This window comes from Longibaculum muris (assembly GCF_004343035.1).
Classification (GTDB): Bacteria; Bacillota_I; Bacilli_A; order Erysipelotrichales; family Coprobacillaceae; genus Longibaculum; species Longibaculum muris.
In genome coordinates this window covers 190,659-208,905 of the sequence record NZ_SMCQ01000002.1, presented here as the reverse complement: position 1 = coordinate 208,905, position 18,247 = coordinate 190,659, and the positions used below count along the sequence as shown (strand labels likewise).

Below are 18,247 nucleotides of genomic sequence, written 5' to 3'. Positions count from 1 at the left end.
TTGACAATCTTTGATAGACACGTTAATATAATATCAACAACAGTGAAGGAAAGAGTAGTCTGTTTCAACTTTATAGAGAGTTCTTGGGTGGTGGAAAAGAACAAGGGAGAATAGGTGAAGATGGTTCTGGAGTTTCATTAGTGAATATTTAGCTAATGGCGGTTGTACCCGTTATTGTACTAGAGTATGATGGTACTCGAAAAGGTTGTTATAGTGATATAACAATGAATTAAGGTGGTAACACGGGTCATATAACTCGTCCTTAGATGGACGAGTTTTTTTATTTATATAAGGAGGTAAGCTATGATTGAATTAAAGCATATTAATAAAGTCTTTCATACCCAAAAGGGTGATATTGAAGCCTGTCGTGATGTGAATTTGACAATTCAAGATGGAGAAATCTTTGGTGTGATTGGTTATAGTGGAGCTGGGAAATCAACCCTTGTTAGAATTATTAATCAATTGGAAACTCAAACAAGTGGTGAAGTGATTATTGATGGTGTTGATATTTCTCGTTTAAGTGCACAGGATTTACGTCAAAAACGTACAAAGATTGGAATGATCTTTCAACATTTTAATTTGTTGTGGTCAAGAACAGTTCAAAAGAATATTGAACTCCCTTTAGAAATAGCTGGTGTCAACAAAGAAGAAAGAATCAAAAAAGCGAAACAGCTGATTGAACTTGTTGGTTTACAAGGACGTGAAAATGCTTATCCAAGTGAATTATCAGGTGGACAAAAACAACGTGTTGGAATTGCTAGAGCTTTAGCTAATGATCCAACAATCCTGCTTTGTGATGAAGCAACCAGTGCCTTAGATCCTGATACAACAGAACAAATCTTAGATTTATTAAAGAAAATCAATCAACAATTAAACATTACCATTGTGATGATAACTCATCAAATGGAAGTTGTTCAAAAGATTTGTCATCGTATTGCGGTTATGAGTGAAGGAACAGTTGTTGAGGAAGGACATGTGAAAGATATCTTTGAACATCCTCAACATATGATTACTAAACGTTTTGTAAGAGATATTTCTAGTAAAGTAGATGATGATAAATTAAATGCTGATTTAAAATTGATATATCCTGATGGTATCTTATTACGTTTAACTTTTGATGAAGATATTTCAAGACAGCCAATTGTTTCTCGGGTTATTAAAGAAACAGATTTATCGATTAGTATTGTTTCAGGGAATTTAACGAATACAATTGATAGTTCGTTTGGTGTATTGATTGTGAATGTTCTTGGTGGAGATAAAGCAGCATATGATGAAATTATTCAAAAATTTAAAGATTATCAAGTGATTGTGGAGGTGATATAAGATGAGTCAGTTGTTAAGTCAAATTGATTGGGATGCAATGTTATTGGCTATTCAAGAAACAATTTTTATGACTTTTATCTCTTTATTGATTGCAGTTATCTTGGGATTTTTATTAGGAATTATTCTTTATATCACTAAGGAAGATGGATTAAAACCTAATAAAATCATTCATCGTATCTTAGATTTTATTGTCAATCTATTAAGAGCAGTACCATTTATTATTCTAATCTTTATTCTCTTGCCAGTGACAGTCTTCCTGGTGGGAACAATGTTAGGGGCAAAAGCAGCTTTACCAGCTTTAATTATATCAAGTGCACCTTTCTATGCTCGAATGTGTATGATTGCATTAAGTGAGGTAGATAAGGGAACAATTGAAGCAAGTAAAGCCATGGGAGTAAGCAATTTACAAATTATTACTAAAGTCTTACTTCCTGAAGCGAAGCCAGCTTTGATTTCAAGTATTACAGTGATGGGTATATCTTTAGTTGGTTATACCGCAATGGCGGGATGTATCGGTGCTGGTGGACTTGGAAATCTAGCATATATGTATGGATATGCTAGACAAAATATGGTTGTGATGTATACAGCTACATTCTTTGTCTTGGTTATTGTTTTTGTGATTCAAGGCATTGGAGATTTTATTGTGAAAAAAGTAGATAAACGTTAAGGGGGAAATGAAAATGAAGAAATTTTTAAAAATTGCATTCGCATTATTATTGGTTGTAGGAATTGCTGGTTGTGGTAGTAATAAAAAAGCTGCAACTGATCAAAAGAAATTAGTTGTTTCAGCAACATTAGATCCACATTCTAAAATCTTAGAAGAAGCAAAACCAATCTTAAAAGATAAATATGGGATTGATTTAGAAATTAAAGTTTTAGATGATTATTATATTTTTAATAAAGCATTAAATAGTGGAGATGTTGATGCTAACTATTTCCAACATCGTCCTTTCTTTGATGGTGAAGTTGAAGAACATAAATACGACATTGTTGAAGCTGCTGGTATCCACTTAGAACCATTTGGTTTTTATTCAAAAACAATTAAAGATAAAAAAGATATTCCTAATGGAGCAAAAGTTATTATTTCTAATTCTGTTGCTGATCATGGAAGAATCTTAGGAATCTTAGAAGATGCTGGATTAATTCAATTAAGTGATAAAGTTGATCGTTTAAAAGCAACAGTGAAAGATATTACTTCTAATCCAAAGAATTTAAAATTCACTGAAATTAAACCAGAATTATTATCAACAACATTCCAAAATGGTGAAGGTGATTTAGTTGCGATTAATGGAAACTATGCTTTACAAGCTAAATTAAATCCATTAAAAGATGCCGTTATTATTGAATCAGTAGATGTTGATAATCCTTATGTCAATATTGTTGCTGTACAAAAAGGTCATGAAAATGATGAAAAGATTAAAGCTTTAATTGAAGTATTAAAATCTGATGAAATCAAAGAATTTATTGAAAAAACATATAAAGGTTCAGTCATTGTTGTAGAATAAGATGAGTTTTCTCATCTTTTTCTTTATTTTGTTTAAGTCAATAAGCGATTAAGGTATAATAATAGAAAAGTAGGTGATGAATGTGAAAATATGTTTTAATCATTTGTTATTGGCTTTTTCTTATGCTTTAGATTGTGTTGAGCAAGATTGTTGTTATGTTTCGCATTTTCATGGTAAGAGGATTGCATATTTTAGTATGAAAATGGGTGAGTATTTTCAATTGAATCAAGAAGCAATGAATCATTTAATAGCGTGTGCCATTTTACATGATAATGGGATGAGTGAATATTATAAATATGGTGAACATCTTGATGTGGATGAGTTTTTAAAGGCTCATTGTATTGCAGGAGAAAGAAATATGAGCTATTTACCTTTTTATCATCATATTGAAGATGTTGTTTTATATCATCATGAAAGAGTTGATGGAAAAGGTCCTTTTCATAAAGTTGAAAAAGATATTCCCCTCTATTCACAAATTATTCATCTTGCTGATTGGGTTGATATTCATTATTCATTTAAAAAAATGGATCCTATAGGTTATCAAAAAATGCTCAATGATATCAAAGAATTAGAAGGCATTCATTTCAGTCAGGAAGTCATTCAAGCTTTCATTTCTACCATTACCTTTGAAGTCATTGAACAAGATCTTTATGCTTTAAACTATGAATTAAAAAATAATGAGTATCTGACTTATCGTGAAATACCTCATTCTCAAGTTCTTTCAATCTGTCAATTATTTGCCCATATTATTGATAGCAAATCACCACATACCAAATCCCATTCCATTGGGGTAGCGACTTTAGCATCTCAAATGGCAATATATTATCATAATGATCAAGATAAAGTTTTACAACTTTTTATTGCTGGAGTTTTACATGATGTTGGAAAATTGGTTATTGATCGCGATATCTTAGAAAAGCCAGCTCAATTAACTGATCGTGAATATACGTATATGCAAACACATGCGTATTATACTTATCGTATTTTAACTGATATGGATTTAGGTGATATTGTTCATTGGGCAAGTTTTCATCATGAGAAATTAGATGGTAGTGGCTATCCGTTTGGTAAAGTTGGAGATGAACTAGATTTTAATGACCGTTTATTGGCTTGTTGTGATATTTATCAAGCTTTAACAGAAGATCGTCCTTATAAAAAAGCTTTGTCACATCAAGAAAGTATAAAAATCATGCGTGAAATGGCTCATCAAAATAAAATTGATAGTCAGATTGTAGAAGATATTAATCGTATTTTTTAGGAGATATCATAAGATATCTCTTTTTGTGAATAAAAAATAGCACATAAAGTGCTATTTTTAAATTAAATGATATCTTTCTAATAATTCTTCAACAATCGTTCCTTCAAATTGTTTTAAAGCTTTTTTACCAGCTACTCTATATAAGAATGGAAGATGAATTTCGTCTAACTTTTTACCATCCATCATTTTAGATGTTGCATCTAATAAATCTCTTACATCATAACAAGATCCCCAAACTTCAGGCACACCACGATCAATATCTAATAGTGTATAAACAGCTTCCATACCAGTTCTCACTGAATATTCTGTTGTAAAGATGGTATCACGAACGGTTTCAGCAAATTGTCCAATAAAGGCAAAGTTGACACTTCCTTCAGGAACAACCAAAGGACGATCACCTTTTCTTCTAGGCATAAAGAAAGCTGTAATATAAGGCATCATACATGGAATGGTGCTTGCAGAATGTGTGGCTAAATCTAAGATTTGATCTTCAGGAACACCCATATGATAAAGCCATTCTTCACAAATCTCGATACCTGTACATTCTTTCATAGGCTTTTTAATAAAGTTACCAGGAACATCAGTATACAAACCATAAATCCATCCAACCAATTGATGATCAGGCTGAGCTTTAAAATGAGGTTGACGATTAAAAGTATAACTCATTAACCAATTAGAATCCTTAACAGTCACAATTCCTCCAGTAACAACCTTTCCAGAGAATGGATCACGTTTACAGATTTTTTCAAGATATGGTGGAATCTTATCATCTAAAGTTGTCACTGTTGCTGACTCCCAATTAGTGGAAGCAATATCCCCACAGAACTTATCAGGATGACCAAAATCAGGATGTTGAGCAGCAATATTTTTCCATAATTGCCAACAACCACCTTCACCTTCTTTGGTATTCATGATAGGGGCATGTGTATTATCACCTAAAGAAGAATTTTCTGTACAGCTACCATTGGTAATAAAGAGTAAATCATTGGTTGTTAAATCAATAATTTCTTCTTCACCATTGTGTAAACAAATAATATGTTTTGCAATTTTTTGTTCATCATGGAATTCAAATTCTACATTTGTGACTTGTGTATTGTAATGAAATTTTACATGATGTTCTTTTAAATATTTTATCATTGGTAGGATTAATGATTCATATTGATTATATTTTGTAAATTTTAAAGCACTAAAATCAGGTAATCCACCAATATGATGAATAAATCTTTGAATATACAATTTCATTTCCAAAGCACTATGCCATGTTTCAAAAGCAAACATTGTACGCCAATATAACCAGAAGTTAGATTCAAAAAATTCAGGATCTAAAACATCAGTAATTGTTTTATCATACAATTGTTCATCAGGGGTCATAAATAATTCCATAATACTCATGGCTGCCTTATCAGACAAAGCAAACTTCCCATCAGTATGCGCATCTTCACCACGATTAATAGTTGCACGCATTAATGAATAATTAGGATCTTTTTTATTTAACCAATAATATTCATCTAAGACAGAAATCCCTTCAGTTTCAATAGAGGGAATAGAACGGAATAAATCCCAAAGACATTCAAAATGATTTTCCATTTCACGTCCACCACGAATAATAAATCCCTTTTCTTGATTATAAATACCATCACAAGCTCCACCAGGTAAATCCATTTCTTCTAAAATATGAATATGTTCACCTTTCATTTGTCCATCACGAACTAAAAAACATGCAGCAGATAATGAAGCCAAACCAGAACCAACTAAATAAGCAGACTTTTGATCAACACCTTCAGGTTTTAATGGCTTTGCAAAAGCCTCATAATTTCCATTACTATAATACATTATACATTCCTCCTTGTTTATCTGACTTTATTATAGTCATGAAAGGGAAGTGATTCTATGGACAACAAAATAGGAGTGGTTAAAGTTTAACCACTCCTATCATATTGGTAAAAGATTGGACATTTCTATAGGTTTGTCTAGTATTTTCCTTCAAAACGTAAAAGAGCTTTATGAAAATCTCCTTCAATTAATGTACTTAAATTAAAGATAAGACTTTCATAATCATGATTCATTCCTTGATCAATCCAATCAATAGCCATTCCTACAAAAGCATACTTATAAAAATCAGCAATAAACTTCTTATATTTCTCATCAACATGCATTCCTTTAGCTTGTTCCTCTACCACATTAATTAATAAATTATAAGTTACTTGATATAAATGTTCAATTAAATATTCTTTACTAATTGAATGATAAGTATTTAAAATAAAAGATTTATTTGCTAGTGCATATTCAAATAAGGCTCTTACTCCTTGTTGCCAAGTCTCATAAGTATCATTTCCTTTTAAAAACTTCTCTGTTTCATTTTTATAAATCCAATCAATTAAATCATAAATATCTTGAAAATGATAATAAAAAGTATGACGATTAATTTCACAATCATCCGTAATATCACCAACAGTTATCTTTGATAATGTTTTGGTTTCTAATAATTTCTTTAATGATGAAGCCATGGCTTTCTTTGTAATTTGTGACATCTTTACACCCTCTTTTATTTAGTATAACAAAATTCTAAAGACTTGAAAATATTCATCAGGTTTTGAATTCTATTTCAAAAGAGTTTATAATATGATTAAGTGGAGGGTGAAAAGATGAAAGTATTATTAATTAATGGAAGTACCCATCAACATGGTTGTACTTATACAGCATTAGAAGAAGTATCAAGAGCTTTAAAAGAAGAAGGGATTGAGACTGAAATTCATTGGATTGGAAATCAATCTTATAGTGATTGTATTGCATGTGGTAAATGTCGTGAAACTGGTGAATGTGTTTTTAAAGATGGAGTTAATATTTTAGTCAATAAAGCCAAGGATTGTGATGGTTTTATCTTTGGAACACCTGTTTATTATGCACATCCAAGTGGTCGGATTTTAGATGTTTTAAATCGTGCATTTTATTCTGGATCAAAGTATTTTGCGCATAAACCTGGTGCTGCTATTGCGAGTGCAAGACGTGCTGGAACAATTGCTTCAATTGATGTTTTAAATAAATATTTTACAATTAATCAAATGCCAATTGTTTCTTCAACATATTGGAATGAAATTCATGGTAATACGCCTCAAGAAGCTTTACAAGATGAGGAAGGTATGCAAACAATGTATAACCTAGGTAAAAATATGGCTTGGTTATTAAAATGTATTGAGGCTGGAAAAGAAAAAGGAATACAAGTTCCGGTAAATGAAAAGAAACATACTAATTTTATAAGATAATGAAATAATGCAAATTGACAAGGAGATGAAATCATGGAAGAAGGATTAAGTATAGCTGAAGTGAGTCAAAAATTTGATATCAGTTCAACGACTTTACGTTATTATGAAAGAATTGGATTGATGGATCCTGTGAAAAAGAATGCAAGTGGTCATCGTTATTATACAGAACATGATTTTAGACGTATCAATTTTATTAAATGTATGCGGACTTCTGGGATGACAGTTGAACAAATCAAAACATATGTTGATTTATTTCATGAAGGAGAACATACCATTCCTCAAAGAAAAGAATTGTTGATTAATCAGTTAGCAAATTTAAAGCAACAAGTTGAAGAATTACAAACAGTTATCCAATATCTTGAAAATAAAATAGATAATTATGAAGATACTCTTGTCAAACGTGAATTAGAACAAAGACATAAAGAAGAAAAATAAAAATTTCTTCTTTTTTTCTATTGACTTATAGTTCACTATAAGTATTAAGATAAAGCTGTCAAGGAGGAGAGAAAATGAAAACATGGTTAATTACAGGATGTTCTAGTGGAATTGGAAAAGGAATAGCAAAAGTAGCTTTAAAGAAAGGTTATCAAGTTGTTGTCACAGCAAGAAATACTGAAAAGTTAAAAGATTTATATGAAGCATACCCAAAAACTTGTTTACCTGTTTCTTTAGAAATGACAGATAAACAAAGTATTCAAAATGTTGTAAAAGTGACAAATGAGAAGTTTGGACCAATTGATGTCTTAATCAATAATGCTGGACATGGATATCGAGCAGCAGTTGAAGAAGGTGAAGAAGCTGATATTGAAGAATTGTATGATACCAATGTCTTTGGACCAGTTACTTTAATTAAAGAAGTTTTACCTCAAATGAGACAACAACAAAGTGGAACAATTGTGAATGTTTCATCGATTGCTGCAGTGCGTTCAGCCTTAGGAAGTGGTTATTATGCTTCTAGTAAAGCAGCTTTAGAACTCATAACTGATGCATTAATCAAAGAAGTGAAACCTTTAGGGATAAGAGCTATGATTGTTGAACCAGGTTCTTTTAGAACAAAGTTCTATGATGAAGCGTTAAAAGGAACAGCCATTAAAGTTGATGATTATGTCAAAGCAGGTGTCAAAAGAAGGGAAGAAACCGTGAATGCCAGACAACAACCAGGTGATCCTGATAAAGCTGGAGAAGTGATTGTAAAAGTGATTGAACAAGATGAATTACCTCATACCTTATTATTAGGTAGTGATGCTGTGAAGATTGTTTCTCAAGAATTAGAAAGAAAGTTAAAAGAAATTCAAGACTATCAAAATATCAGTGAACAAACAGATTTTTAGAACCTTTTTATAGGTTCTTTTTATGATATAATGAATATATAAAGAAAGAGGTGATTGCATGTTGCTTAAGCAAATGAAATACTTTATAACAATTGTAGATTGCCATAGTTTTACAGAAGCTGCTGAACTTTGTTATATATCTCAATCAGCAATCTCACAACAGATGAAAGCTTTGGAAAATGAACTTGGTGTAGAACTTTTTAAAAGAAATAATCGTCAATTTACATTGACTTTAGCAGGAGAATATTTTTATCGACATGGTAAGGAATTAATAGAAGAAATTGAAAACTTGAAAAAAGAAACAATTAGGCGAGGAGAAGATCAAGAACTCTCTTTAAAGATAGGTTATTTAAGATGTTATGGAGCACAAGAATTACATCATGCGATTGCACAATTTTCTAAGACCTATCCAGAAGTCGCTATTTCTATTACCAATGGAACACATGAGGAATTATATGAATTATTAAAATCTCATGATGTTGATTTGGTGATTAGTGATCAAAGACGTGCTTTTAATAATGACTATTTTAATTATGAATTATTGTATAGTGATTGTTTTATTGAAATATCGAATTTAAATCCTTTAAGTCAAAAAGATAAATTAACAAAAGAAGATTTAAAAAGAATTTCTTGTATTTTGGTTTCTACCAAACAACAAGAATCAACTGAAAAAGATTTTTATCAAAATACATTAGGTTTTTCAAATCAATTCTTATTTGCTCAAACTTTAGAAGAAGCAAGATTGATGGTTGTAAGCAACCGTGGCTTTTTACCGATTGAAGCTGTAGGAACATTACCACCTCCTGCTCCTGGTATCTCTCGTATTCCTTTATATCATCATGATAAACAATTGCAACGAAATTATTGTGCTTTTTGGGAGAAAGCAAAAACAAGTTATTATATTGAAGAATTTGCTGAATTGTTAAGACAATTATTAAAAGAAATATAATGAAAATGATTGTTATCCAATAGCAAGAAAATGAATGTTAAAACTGTATAGATAAAATTTTTAGTCAACTTCTATAAAGTTGCATTAATGAGGCTTAGTCAATAAGAATGTATATCTTGTGAGCTCTAAGACGAAGAAGCATTGTTCTTTTCTTATATTTATATTGAAAAGAAATTTCAAACAATACGATGGCAAAAGAGAATAAAGTCTATAATATAACAAGAGATGAGGTGATTGAGGATGTATTATCTTGATACAAATTATCCTTTTGAACAATTTAAAATGGATATTGCAGTTGAGCCATATGTGGATAAAAGTATGCTGATTAATAAATTGAATCCTTTAATAAAAACAAGAAACCGATATGTATGTATTACCCGTCCAAGAAGATTTGGAAAAACAATGAATGCCAATATGCTAGGAGCATATTATACCCAAGATTATGATGCATACGAATATTTTAAAGACTTGAAAATTGCTCAAGTAGAATCTTTTAAAGAACATATCAATAAATATCATGTGATTTATATTGATTTCAGCAGACTTCCTGATCCATGTCATAGTTTTGAAGAATATATAAGTTGGATAAAAAACGCTTAAAAAGCGATTTAGAGAATGCTTATGGAATAATAAGCATTGAGAATAATCCTATTCAAGATGCATTCCTTGAAACAAATCATAAATTTATCTTTATTATGGATGAATGGGATAGTATTTTTTATAAAAATTTTATTAAAGATAAAGATAAAAATGCTTACTTAGAATTTTTAAAAGGATTATTAAAAGATCAGCCTTATGTAGAATTAGCATATATGACAGGAGTACTTCCAATTGCAAAGTATTCCAGTGGTTCTGAATTGAATATGTTTAGAGAATATAATTTTATAAATGATAGGACTTATGAAGATTACTTTGGCTTTGATGAAAAGGAAGTTAAAGAATTATCAAAGCATTTTTCAAAACTCTCTTTTGAAGTCTTAAAAAAATGGTATGATGGATATTATAAATCAGATGGCAGTAGCCTTTTTAATCCACGTTCTGTATCGTTTGCTTTAATGGATGGAATATGTCTTAATTATTGGACAGAAACGGGTCCGATGAATGAAATTGATGAATATATTGAACATAATACCAATGCCGTAAGAGAAGATATCGTCAAGATGGTAGCGGGTATTCCAGTGGAAGTAGAATTAGAGGGATATAGCGTATCTTCATTACAATTAGACAGTCGTGATGAAATTCTATCTGCAATGGTTGTGTTTGGTTTTTTATCTTATCATGATGGCTTCTTAAGAATACCAAATTATGAATTAATGGAGAAATTCCAAAATGTACTAAAAAGAAAGAGTATGGGAACTGTTGCAGAGATTGTTAATAATTCAAAAAATGTATTGGATGCAACGATTGCATTAGATGCACAAAAGGTTGCACAGTATATTGAAGAAGTAGATAATCGTGAAATACCATTCTTACAATACAACGATGAAAACAGTTTATCTTGTGTCATAACATTATGTTATCTCCATGCTAGAAATTATTATGATATAACAAGAGAAGATAAATCTGGAAAAGGATATGTAGATTATCTCTTTATACCAAAGAAAAAAGGATATCCAGCAATTGTTTTAGAACTGAAGTTTGATAAATCTGCACAAGAAGCAATCAATCAGATTAAAAAGAAAAATTATGTAGATCGTGTAAAAGATTATGAAGAAATTTTGTATGTAGGGATTAATTATTCTACTAATACTAAAGATAATAAACATCATCATTGTATTATTGAAAAATACAAATAAAGAGAATCAGTATAATGACTTTTCAATTTATGATTGAGTAATAAGCATATGTTTATTACTCTTTTTTGTATAAGTTTTACTTATGAGAATGATAAGAAATTGAAATTGTTCTTATAAAAAGAAAATCTTACAATAAAGGTGTCAAAAAGGAGATGATGAAATGAAAACTTTAATTGTTTATTTTTCTCATAATCATGAAAATTATGTGAATGGTCAAATTCAAAATTTGAAGGTTGGCAATACGAAAGTTGTTGCCTTAAAGATGCAAAAAATGCTAGGAGCAGATATTTTTGAAATCAAACCACTTCATGATTATCCTTATCAATATCATGAATGCACTGAATTGGCAAAAAAAGAACTACATGAAAATGTGAGACCAAAAATTAAGAATATTGTTTCTCATATTGAACAATATGATTATATCTATTTAGGGTATCCTTCTTGGTGGGGAACAATGCCCATGTGTGTATGGACATTCTTAGAAAATTATAATTTTTCATGTAAACATATTTATCCTTTCTGTACTCATGAAGGCAGTGGGATGGGAAGAAGTGAAAAAGATATTCAAAAAATATGTCCAGATAGTTATGTTCATACTGGTTTGGCGATTGTTGGAAGTCAAGTTTTAGATAGTGATAACAAGATAGAAGAATGGTTAAAGGGGGAATAAAAATGTCAATAAGTCAAAAAGCTCAAGAATATCATGAAAAAATGTTTCCGAATTACAAGTCACAATTATTAAAAACAGATCCTGAATTTATTGAATTGTTTGATAATTTTGCCTTTGATGAAGTTGTGAATTATGATGATTTAGATGATCATACAAGATTTATAGCTATTCTTGCAACATTGCTAGGATGTCAAGGAATTGATGAATTTAAAACAATGTTAATAGGAGCCTATCATTTTGGTGTCACGCCTATTGAAATGAAGGAGATTGTTTATCAAGCAGTTGCTTATTTAGGAATAGGTAGAGTTCTTCCTTTTTTACACGCTGTTAATGATTTTTGTAAAGCTCATGATATTGTTTTGCCTTTAAAAGGACAATCAACAACGACAATTCAAAATCGATTAGAAAAAGGACGACTTGCTCAAGTAGATATCTTTGGAGAAAGTATGCATGATTTTTATAAATCTGGTAATGAAGATTCAAAACATATCAATTATTGGTTAACTGATAATTGTTTTGGTGATTATTATACAAGAAAAGGTCTTGATTATAAACAAAGAGAATTAATAACATTTTGTTTCTTGTTAGCCCAAGGTGGTTGTGAACCACAATTAACTTCACATGCTGCGGCTAATGTGAGATTAGGAAATAGTAAAGCGTTTTTAATCAAAGTCATATCACAATGCATTCCTTTTATTGGTTATCCAAGAAGTTTAAATGCTTTGCATTGTGTTGAAACATTGAAGGAGGATAAATAATATGCAAAAAAGACGATTAGGAAAAACAAATATGTATGTCAATCCAGTAGGGTTAGGATGTATGGGATTTTCTCATGCTTATGGTATAGCTGAAGATAGAGACACGGCGATTCAAACAATGAAAGAAGCACATGCATTGGGATATGATTTCTATGATACAGCCGAGTGTTATACTGGTGAAAATGCCGATGGTAGTATTTCTTATAATGAAGAATTGGTGGGTGCTGCGATTCAAGATTTCAGAGATGAAGTCATTGTTGCAACAAAATTTGGTGTTGAACACAAGGGAGATCATTTAGAACTGGATAGCTCACCAGCAGCGATTAGAAAATCATTAGAAGGCAGTTTAAAAAGATTAAATGTCGATTCTATTGATTTGTATTATCAACATCGTATTGATCCTAAAGTTGAACCAGAAGTTGTGGCGGGAGTTATGAAAGAGTTAATTACAGAAGGAAAGATAAAAGCGTGGGGAATTAGTGAAGTGAATGAAGATTATTTAAGACGTGCACATGCTATTTGTCCTGTAACTGCTATTCAAAATAGATATTCAATGATTGCAAGATGGCATGAAAACTTATTTGATGTCTGTGAGGAGTTAGGAATCACTTATGTTGCTTTTTCACCTATGGCAAATGGATTGTTAACAGGTCAATTTAGCAATCAAACGAAGTTTCCAGAAGGTGATTTTAGAAATAAAATGCCTCAATATCAAGAGGAAGGTTTTCAAAAAGCCCAAGCATTATTAGAAATCTTAAAAGATTTAGCCAATAAGAAAAATGCGACAATGGCACAAATCTCATTAGCATGGATGATATGTAAAAAAGACTTTATCATACCTATTCCTGGAAGTCGTAAACTTTCACGTTTGGAAGAAAACTTTCAAGCCGGAAATGTAACATTGACAAAAGAAGAAATTCAAAGTATTGATGATAAATTAGAAACTATGGAATTTGATGTTTTTGGTGGACATTAAGGAGGCTATAAAATGAAAAAGGATGTCATGATAGTAACCGGTGCTGGTCAAATCAGTATGGCGATTGCCAGAAGAATGGGTTATGGAAAAAAGATTATCATGGGTGATAAGAAGATTAAAAATGCGAAAAGTATTGCTAAAATCATGAATGATGCAGGATATGATGTTGAACCTATTGAAATGGATTTATCTTCAAGAGAATCTATTTTAAATATGATTCAAATTGCTAAAAGTTATGGTGATATTTCAATGCTTATTAATGGTGCTGGTGTTTCGCCAAGTCAGGCACCAATTGAAATGATTTTAAAAGTGGATTTATATGGTACAGCTGTTTTGTTAGAAGAAGTTGGAAAAGTGATTAAAGAAGGCGGTGTTGGAGTTACCATTTCAAGTCAATCAGGTCACCGTATGAAACAATTAACAGCATTGGAAGATGAACAACTTGCCATCACTCCAACTGAAGAATTATTATCACTTGATTTGTTACAAGTTGATAATATTCAAGATACTTTACATGCTTATCAGTTAGCTAAACGTTGCAATGAAAAACGTGTGATGTCAGAAGCTGTAAAATGGGGTCAACGTGGAGCAAGAGTTAATTCTATTTCACCAGGGATTGTTGTAACACCTCTAGCAATCGATGAATTTAATGGACCAAGAGGAGACTTTTATAAAAACATGTTTGAAAAATGTCCAGCAGGTAGACCAGCAACAGCAGATGAAGTTGCTAATGTCGCTGAATTATTGATGAGTGAAAAAGGTGCTTTTATAACAGGCACAGATATTTTGATTGATGGTGGAGCAACGGCTTCTTATTTCTATGGACCATTAAAGCCAGAATAGGAGAGGTCATATGCGTCAAAAAGTTGTGATTATTTCTTCGAGTCCTAGAAGAAATGGAAATAGTGAAATATTATGTAATCAATTTTTAAAAGGAGCTAAAGAAGCAGGATGTGAAGTAGAAAAAATCAATTTAAATGATTATACAATTCAACCTTGTCTAGCTTGTGAATATTGTCGTAGACATCAAAATATATGTTGTCAAAAAGATGATGCTAATAAGATTATTCAAAAAATGATAGATGCCGATATATGGGTTTTATCTTCACCTGTTTATTTTTATAGTATCAGTGCACAAATGAAATTATTGATTGATCGTTTCTTTGCAAGAGAATATGAAATGAGAGAAAGTCAAAAACGTAAAAAGGTTTATTACATTATAACAAGTGGAGCATCGGATTTAAGTGAACATACAGCGACTATTGAATCATTAAGAGGTTTTATACAAGTTTTAAGAACTGTTGATGAAGCAGGTATAATGAATGGAGCTGGAGCCTTTTTAAAGGGTGATGTTTTAAAGCATCCGGCTTATCAATCTGCTTATGAGATGGGTAAACAGATGAAAGAAATGGAGGAAGATTTATGAATGATTTTCAATTTCAAAACACTACAAAAGTCTATTTTGGAAAAAATCAATTATCACATTTACATAAAGAAGTTTTAAAATATGGTAACAAAGTTTTAATTGCTCATGGTGGTAATTTTATTAAAAATTCATCACTTTATCAAAACGTCATTGATGAACTTGAATCAAACCATATCCAAGTCTTTGAATTAGGAGCAGTTGAACCTAATCCTAGGCATACAACTGTGAATAAAGGTGTTAAGATCTGTAAAGAAAATGATATTCAAACTGTTTTAGCCATTGGTGGAGGTTCAACGATTGATTGTTGTAAAGCGATTGCTGCAACAGCATTGTCAGATAGTGATAATATTTGGGATTTGATTGAAGGAAAAGTATCTTGGAAAGATGCTTTGGCAGTTATTGCAATGCCAACAATTGCTTCAACAGGAAGTGAAATGGATAAATCATGTGTCATTGCTAATGTAGAACTGGGAGTAAAAAGTGGAATCAATGGAAAAGCTATCCGACCTAAAGCAGCCTTTCTAGATCCTACAAATACCTTTAGTGTTCCTCCTCATCAAACTGCATGTGGTGGTTTTGATATTATGGCTCATTTGTTTGATATGAATTACTTTGTTAATGCTGATAAATATCCATTACAATTCAATGTTGTGGAAACTCTTTTAAAAACAGTTCGTCAAAAATTACCGATAGCTATAAAAGAACCAGAAAATTACGAAGCACGTGCAACCATGCTTTGGGCAGCCAGTTGGGCATTGAATAGCTTTTGTACATCAGGTTTTAAAACACAAGCATCTTTACATGCTTTAGAACAATTTTCTTCGACATTAGATTTAACTCATGGATTAGGACTTGCTATTTTAACTCCAAAATGGATGAAATATTTATTGGATAGAGATCAAAGTGTTGCGAATGATTTTGCAAGATTTGGAGTCAATGTCATGGGTGTGGAAGATGGAAATGATAAGGTGGAAGTGGCATATCAAGCTATTGATGCTTTACAAAATTTTATTAAAGATGAGTTGGGATTACCTGTTCATTTATCTGAATTAGGAATTAAAAATCTTCCAATTGAAGAAATGGTTGAAAAAGCAACCAAAGGTGAAAAGTCATTACCAAGAGCATATCGTCAATTAACGAAGGAAGATTGTGCACACATTTATTGTATGTGTTTATAATTCTATAAGCATATTGATTTAAAAAATAAAAACTCTACGTTATAATAATAAAGAAAGTGAGGACTAGATATGAAAAAGATGATAAGAATAGCTTTCTTTTATGTTATATTAGCATTGATAGGTGGAGTCTTTTATCGTGAGTTTACAAAGTTTAATGGTTTTACAGGAGTAACAGTACTTGCTGATGTTCATGTGCATTTAATGGTACTTGGTGTCTTTATGTTTATGATTTTAGCCTTGTTTGTAAAAAACTTGCCATTATTAAAAGAAAAACGTTTTTCACAGTTTATGATAATTTATAATATTGGTTTATTATTAACTGTTATTATGATGGTTATAAGAGGAATGACGCAAGTTTTGACTATGACACTAACAAGTGGTATGAGTGCAGCGATTTCTGGAATGGCTGGAATTGGACATATTTTCTTAGGAATTGGTTTAATTTTATTAATGATAACTTTATTGAAAGTAACTCAAGAAGATGCATAAAATTCTACTCTTTGTGAGTAGTTTTTTTATGTTATAATAAAGAAAATAAGAAATGAGGTATAAAAAGTGAGAGATTTAGATAATGTTTGTTTAGAAGTAGAACACAACTGGGAAAAGGATTATTTAAGTGTGTCACCAGAGATAGTTCAAACATCAACATTTCAATTTAAAAATTTTGATCATTATGTAGAGGTGAATGCTCATGGACAACATGCGTATACATATACAAGAGGAGATAATCCAACTTTAGAAATCTTAGAAAAGAAAATTGCAAGATTAGAAAAAGGTGAATGTGCAAGAAGTTATGCTTCTGGAATGGGGGCTATTTCAGCAACAATCTTAAGTTTAATCAATAAAGATGAACATGTGATTATTGTTAATACTGTTTATGGTTCATCAGTAAAATTGATTCAAAGTTTAAAACGTTTTGGGGTTGAAAGTAGTAAAATAGATGTTTGTGAAACAAGTGAAATTTTTGATTATATTCAAGATAATACGAAGATGATTTATTTTGAAAGTCCATCATCACAAAAATTTGAATTATTAGATTTAAAAATGATTGCTGACGTAGCAAAAGAAAAAGGAATTTATACAGTCATTGATAATACTTGGTCAACCCCATTATTTCAAAATCCTTTAGAATATGGAATAGATGTTGTGATTCATTCATGTTCTAAGTATATTGGTGGACATAGTGATATTGTTGGTGGCATTGTTGTAACCAATCAGAAACTTATGAAGAAGATTGATGACTTTGGACAAATTCTTGTTGGGGCAACAATGGCTCCTATGAATGCATGGCTTGCTATTCGAGGTTTAAGAACATTGCCTGTGCGTATGAAATCACAACAAGAAACTACCAAACAAGTGATTACTTATTTACAAAATCATCCATGTATTCAACATGTTTATCATCCTTTAGTGGCTTCATCTTCACAACGAGCATTAGCTAAAACTTATTTAAAAGGTTATAGTAGTTTACTTGGATTTGAATTAAAGGATGCTAATCCCCAAATTATTAAAACTTTTATTGATTCTTTAAATCATTTTACTCTAGCCTATAGTTGGGGTGGCTTTGAAAGTCTTGCGATGCCAGTTTTTAAAGGGAATAATGAAGAAGAATTAAAACAAAGAGGCTTGAATATTGGACATATAAGAATGTATTTAGGTTTAGAAGAACCAGAATTACTAGTAGAAGATATAAAACAAGCATTAGAGAAAGCATATTCAAATCATTAAGATCAGTTTAACTGGTCTTTTTTTTGAATCCATTTCATTTCATTGCAAGTATTTCTTTGAACTTGTATAATGAAATAAAGAAGGAA

General features: G+C 31.0%; 20 protein-coding genes and 1 other annotated feature. Of the genes, 18 read left to right on the top strand and 2 right to left on the bottom strand.

From position 1 onward, the window contains the following. Nucleotides 1-33 precede the first annotated feature (33 nt). Nucleotides 34-267: a binding site (T-box leader), on the top strand. A 36-nt stretch (nt 268-303) separates the two neighbouring features. The 4 genes from EDD60_RS03175 to EDD60_RS03160 all read left to right on the top strand — a co-directional run bounded on the left by EDD60_RS03175 (nt 304) and on the right by EDD60_RS03160 (nt 4,086). Beyond that, nucleotides 304-1,323: a methionine ABC transporter ATP-binding protein gene (locus EDD60_RS03175; protein ID WP_066443684.1), complete on the top strand. Its 1,020-nt coding sequence runs from the start codon at nt 304-306 to the stop codon at nt 1,321-1,323. A gap of 1 nt (nt 1,324) precedes the next feature. Next, nucleotides 1,325-1,990: a methionine ABC transporter permease gene (locus EDD60_RS03170; RefSeq protein ID WP_066443686.1), complete on the top strand. Its 666-nt coding sequence runs from the start codon at nt 1,325-1,327 to the stop codon at nt 1,988-1,990. Nucleotides 1,991-2,003: 13 nt separating this feature from the next. After that, nucleotides 2,004-2,828: a MetQ/NlpA family ABC transporter substrate-binding protein gene (locus EDD60_RS03165; protein WP_066443689.1), complete on the top strand. Its 825-nt coding sequence runs from the start codon at nt 2,004-2,006 to the stop codon at nt 2,826-2,828. A gap of 76 nt (nt 2,829-2,904) precedes the next feature. Further along, nucleotides 2,905-4,086 (top strand): HD domain-containing phosphohydrolase, encoded by a 1,182-nt coding sequence (locus tag EDD60_RS03160; protein ID WP_229105326.1) that lies wholly within the window; start codon nt 2,905-2,907, stop codon nt 4,084-4,086. 57 nt (nt 4,087-4,143) lie between these two features. Here EDD60_RS03160 and EDD60_RS03155 read toward each other — a convergent pair whose 3' ends face one another. Next, nucleotides 4,144-5,919: an oleate hydratase gene (locus tag EDD60_RS03155; protein WP_066443691.1), complete on the bottom strand. Its 1,776-nt coding sequence runs from the start codon at nt 5,917-5,919 to the stop codon at nt 4,144-4,146. Nucleotides 5,920-6,056: 137 nt separating this feature from the next. After that, entirely contained in the window at nt 6,057-6,617 is a 561-nt protein-coding gene (locus EDD60_RS03150) for a TetR/AcrR family transcriptional regulator (protein WP_066443692.1), read from the bottom strand. Between the two features lie 114 nt (nt 6,618-6,731). On the opposite strand from EDD60_RS03150, the gene EDD60_RS03145 reads away from it, so the two are divergent. The 14 genes from EDD60_RS03145 (at nt 6,732) to EDD60_RS03080 (ending at nt 18,161) form a co-directional block, all read left to right on the top strand. Continuing rightward, entirely contained in the window at nt 6,732-7,349 is a 618-nt protein-coding gene (locus tag EDD60_RS03145) for a flavodoxin family protein (RefSeq protein ID WP_066443695.1), read from the top strand. A gap of 33 nt (nt 7,350-7,382) precedes the next feature. Beyond that, entirely contained in the window at nt 7,383-7,784 is a 402-nt protein-coding gene (locus tag EDD60_RS03140; RefSeq protein WP_066443698.1) for a MerR family transcriptional regulator, read from the top strand. A 74-nt stretch (nt 7,785-7,858) separates the two neighbouring features. Beyond that, nucleotides 7,859-8,680: an oxidoreductase gene (locus EDD60_RS03135; protein ID WP_066443701.1), complete on the top strand. Its 822-nt coding sequence runs from the start codon at nt 7,859-7,861 to the stop codon at nt 8,678-8,680. 58 nt (nt 8,681-8,738) lie between these two features. Beyond that, the gene (locus tag EDD60_RS03130) at nt 8,739-9,629 is read left to right on the top strand and encodes a LysR family transcriptional regulator (RefSeq protein WP_066443703.1); all 891 of its coding nucleotides are present in this window, start codon (nt 8,739-8,741) and stop codon (nt 9,627-9,629) included. A 240-nt stretch (nt 9,630-9,869) separates the two neighbouring features. Next, nucleotides 9,870-10,229: an AAA family ATPase gene (locus EDD60_RS16550; protein WP_066443706.1), complete on the top strand. Its 360-nt coding sequence runs from the start codon at nt 9,870-9,872 to the stop codon at nt 10,227-10,229. After that, nucleotides 10,211-11,425, top strand: a complete 1,215-nt coding sequence (locus tag EDD60_RS16545) for a PD-(D/E)XK nuclease domain-containing protein (protein ID WP_066443709.1) — start codon at nt 10,211-10,213, stop codon at nt 11,423-11,425. Before EDD60_RS16550 ends, EDD60_RS16545 begins: the two co-directional genes overlap by 19 nt. Before the next feature lie 160 nt (nt 11,426-11,585). Then, a complete protein-coding gene (locus EDD60_RS03115) occupies nt 11,586-12,095 on the top strand; it encodes a flavodoxin (RefSeq protein ID WP_066443715.1) in 510 nt (169 codons plus the stop codon). A 2-nt stretch (nt 12,096-12,097) separates the two neighbouring features. Next, nucleotides 12,098-12,853, top strand: coding sequence for a carboxymuconolactone decarboxylase family protein (locus EDD60_RS03110; protein WP_066443717.1), 756 nt, complete (start codon nt 12,098-12,100; stop codon nt 12,851-12,853). A 1-nt stretch (nt 12,854) separates the two neighbouring features. After that, nucleotides 12,855-13,829, top strand: a complete 975-nt coding sequence (locus tag EDD60_RS03105; protein WP_066443725.1) for an aldo/keto reductase — start codon at nt 12,855-12,857, stop codon at nt 13,827-13,829. Nucleotides 13,830-13,841: 12 nt separating this feature from the next. Continuing rightward, entirely contained in the window at nt 13,842-14,672 is an 831-nt protein-coding gene (locus EDD60_RS03100; RefSeq protein ID WP_066443726.1) for an SDR family oxidoreductase, read from the top strand. Between the two features lie 10 nt (nt 14,673-14,682). Continuing rightward, on the top strand, nt 14,683-15,255 hold the full coding sequence (locus EDD60_RS03095) for a flavodoxin family protein (RefSeq protein ID WP_066443728.1): 573 nt from the start codon (nt 14,683-14,685) through the stop codon (nt 15,253-15,255). Then, nucleotides 15,252-16,433 carry an iron-containing alcohol dehydrogenase gene (locus tag EDD60_RS03090; RefSeq protein ID WP_066443730.1) on the top strand — a complete coding sequence of 394 codons (1,182 nt, stop codon included), beginning with the start codon at nt 15,252-15,254 and terminating at the stop codon, nt 16,431-16,433. The genes EDD60_RS03095 and EDD60_RS03090 overlap by 4 nt, the downstream gene beginning before the upstream one ends. Before the next feature lie 69 nt (nt 16,434-16,502). Continuing rightward, complete coding sequence (locus EDD60_RS03085) at nt 16,503-16,922, top strand: DUF2871 domain-containing protein (protein WP_132226208.1); 420 nt, start codon at nt 16,503-16,505, stop codon at nt 16,920-16,922. A 66-nt stretch (nt 16,923-16,988) separates the two neighbouring features. Then, entirely contained in the window at nt 16,989-18,161 is a 1,173-nt protein-coding gene (locus tag EDD60_RS03080) for a trans-sulfuration enzyme family protein (protein ID WP_066443737.1), read from the top strand. The last annotated feature ends 86 nt before the right edge of the window (nt 18,162-18,247 follow it).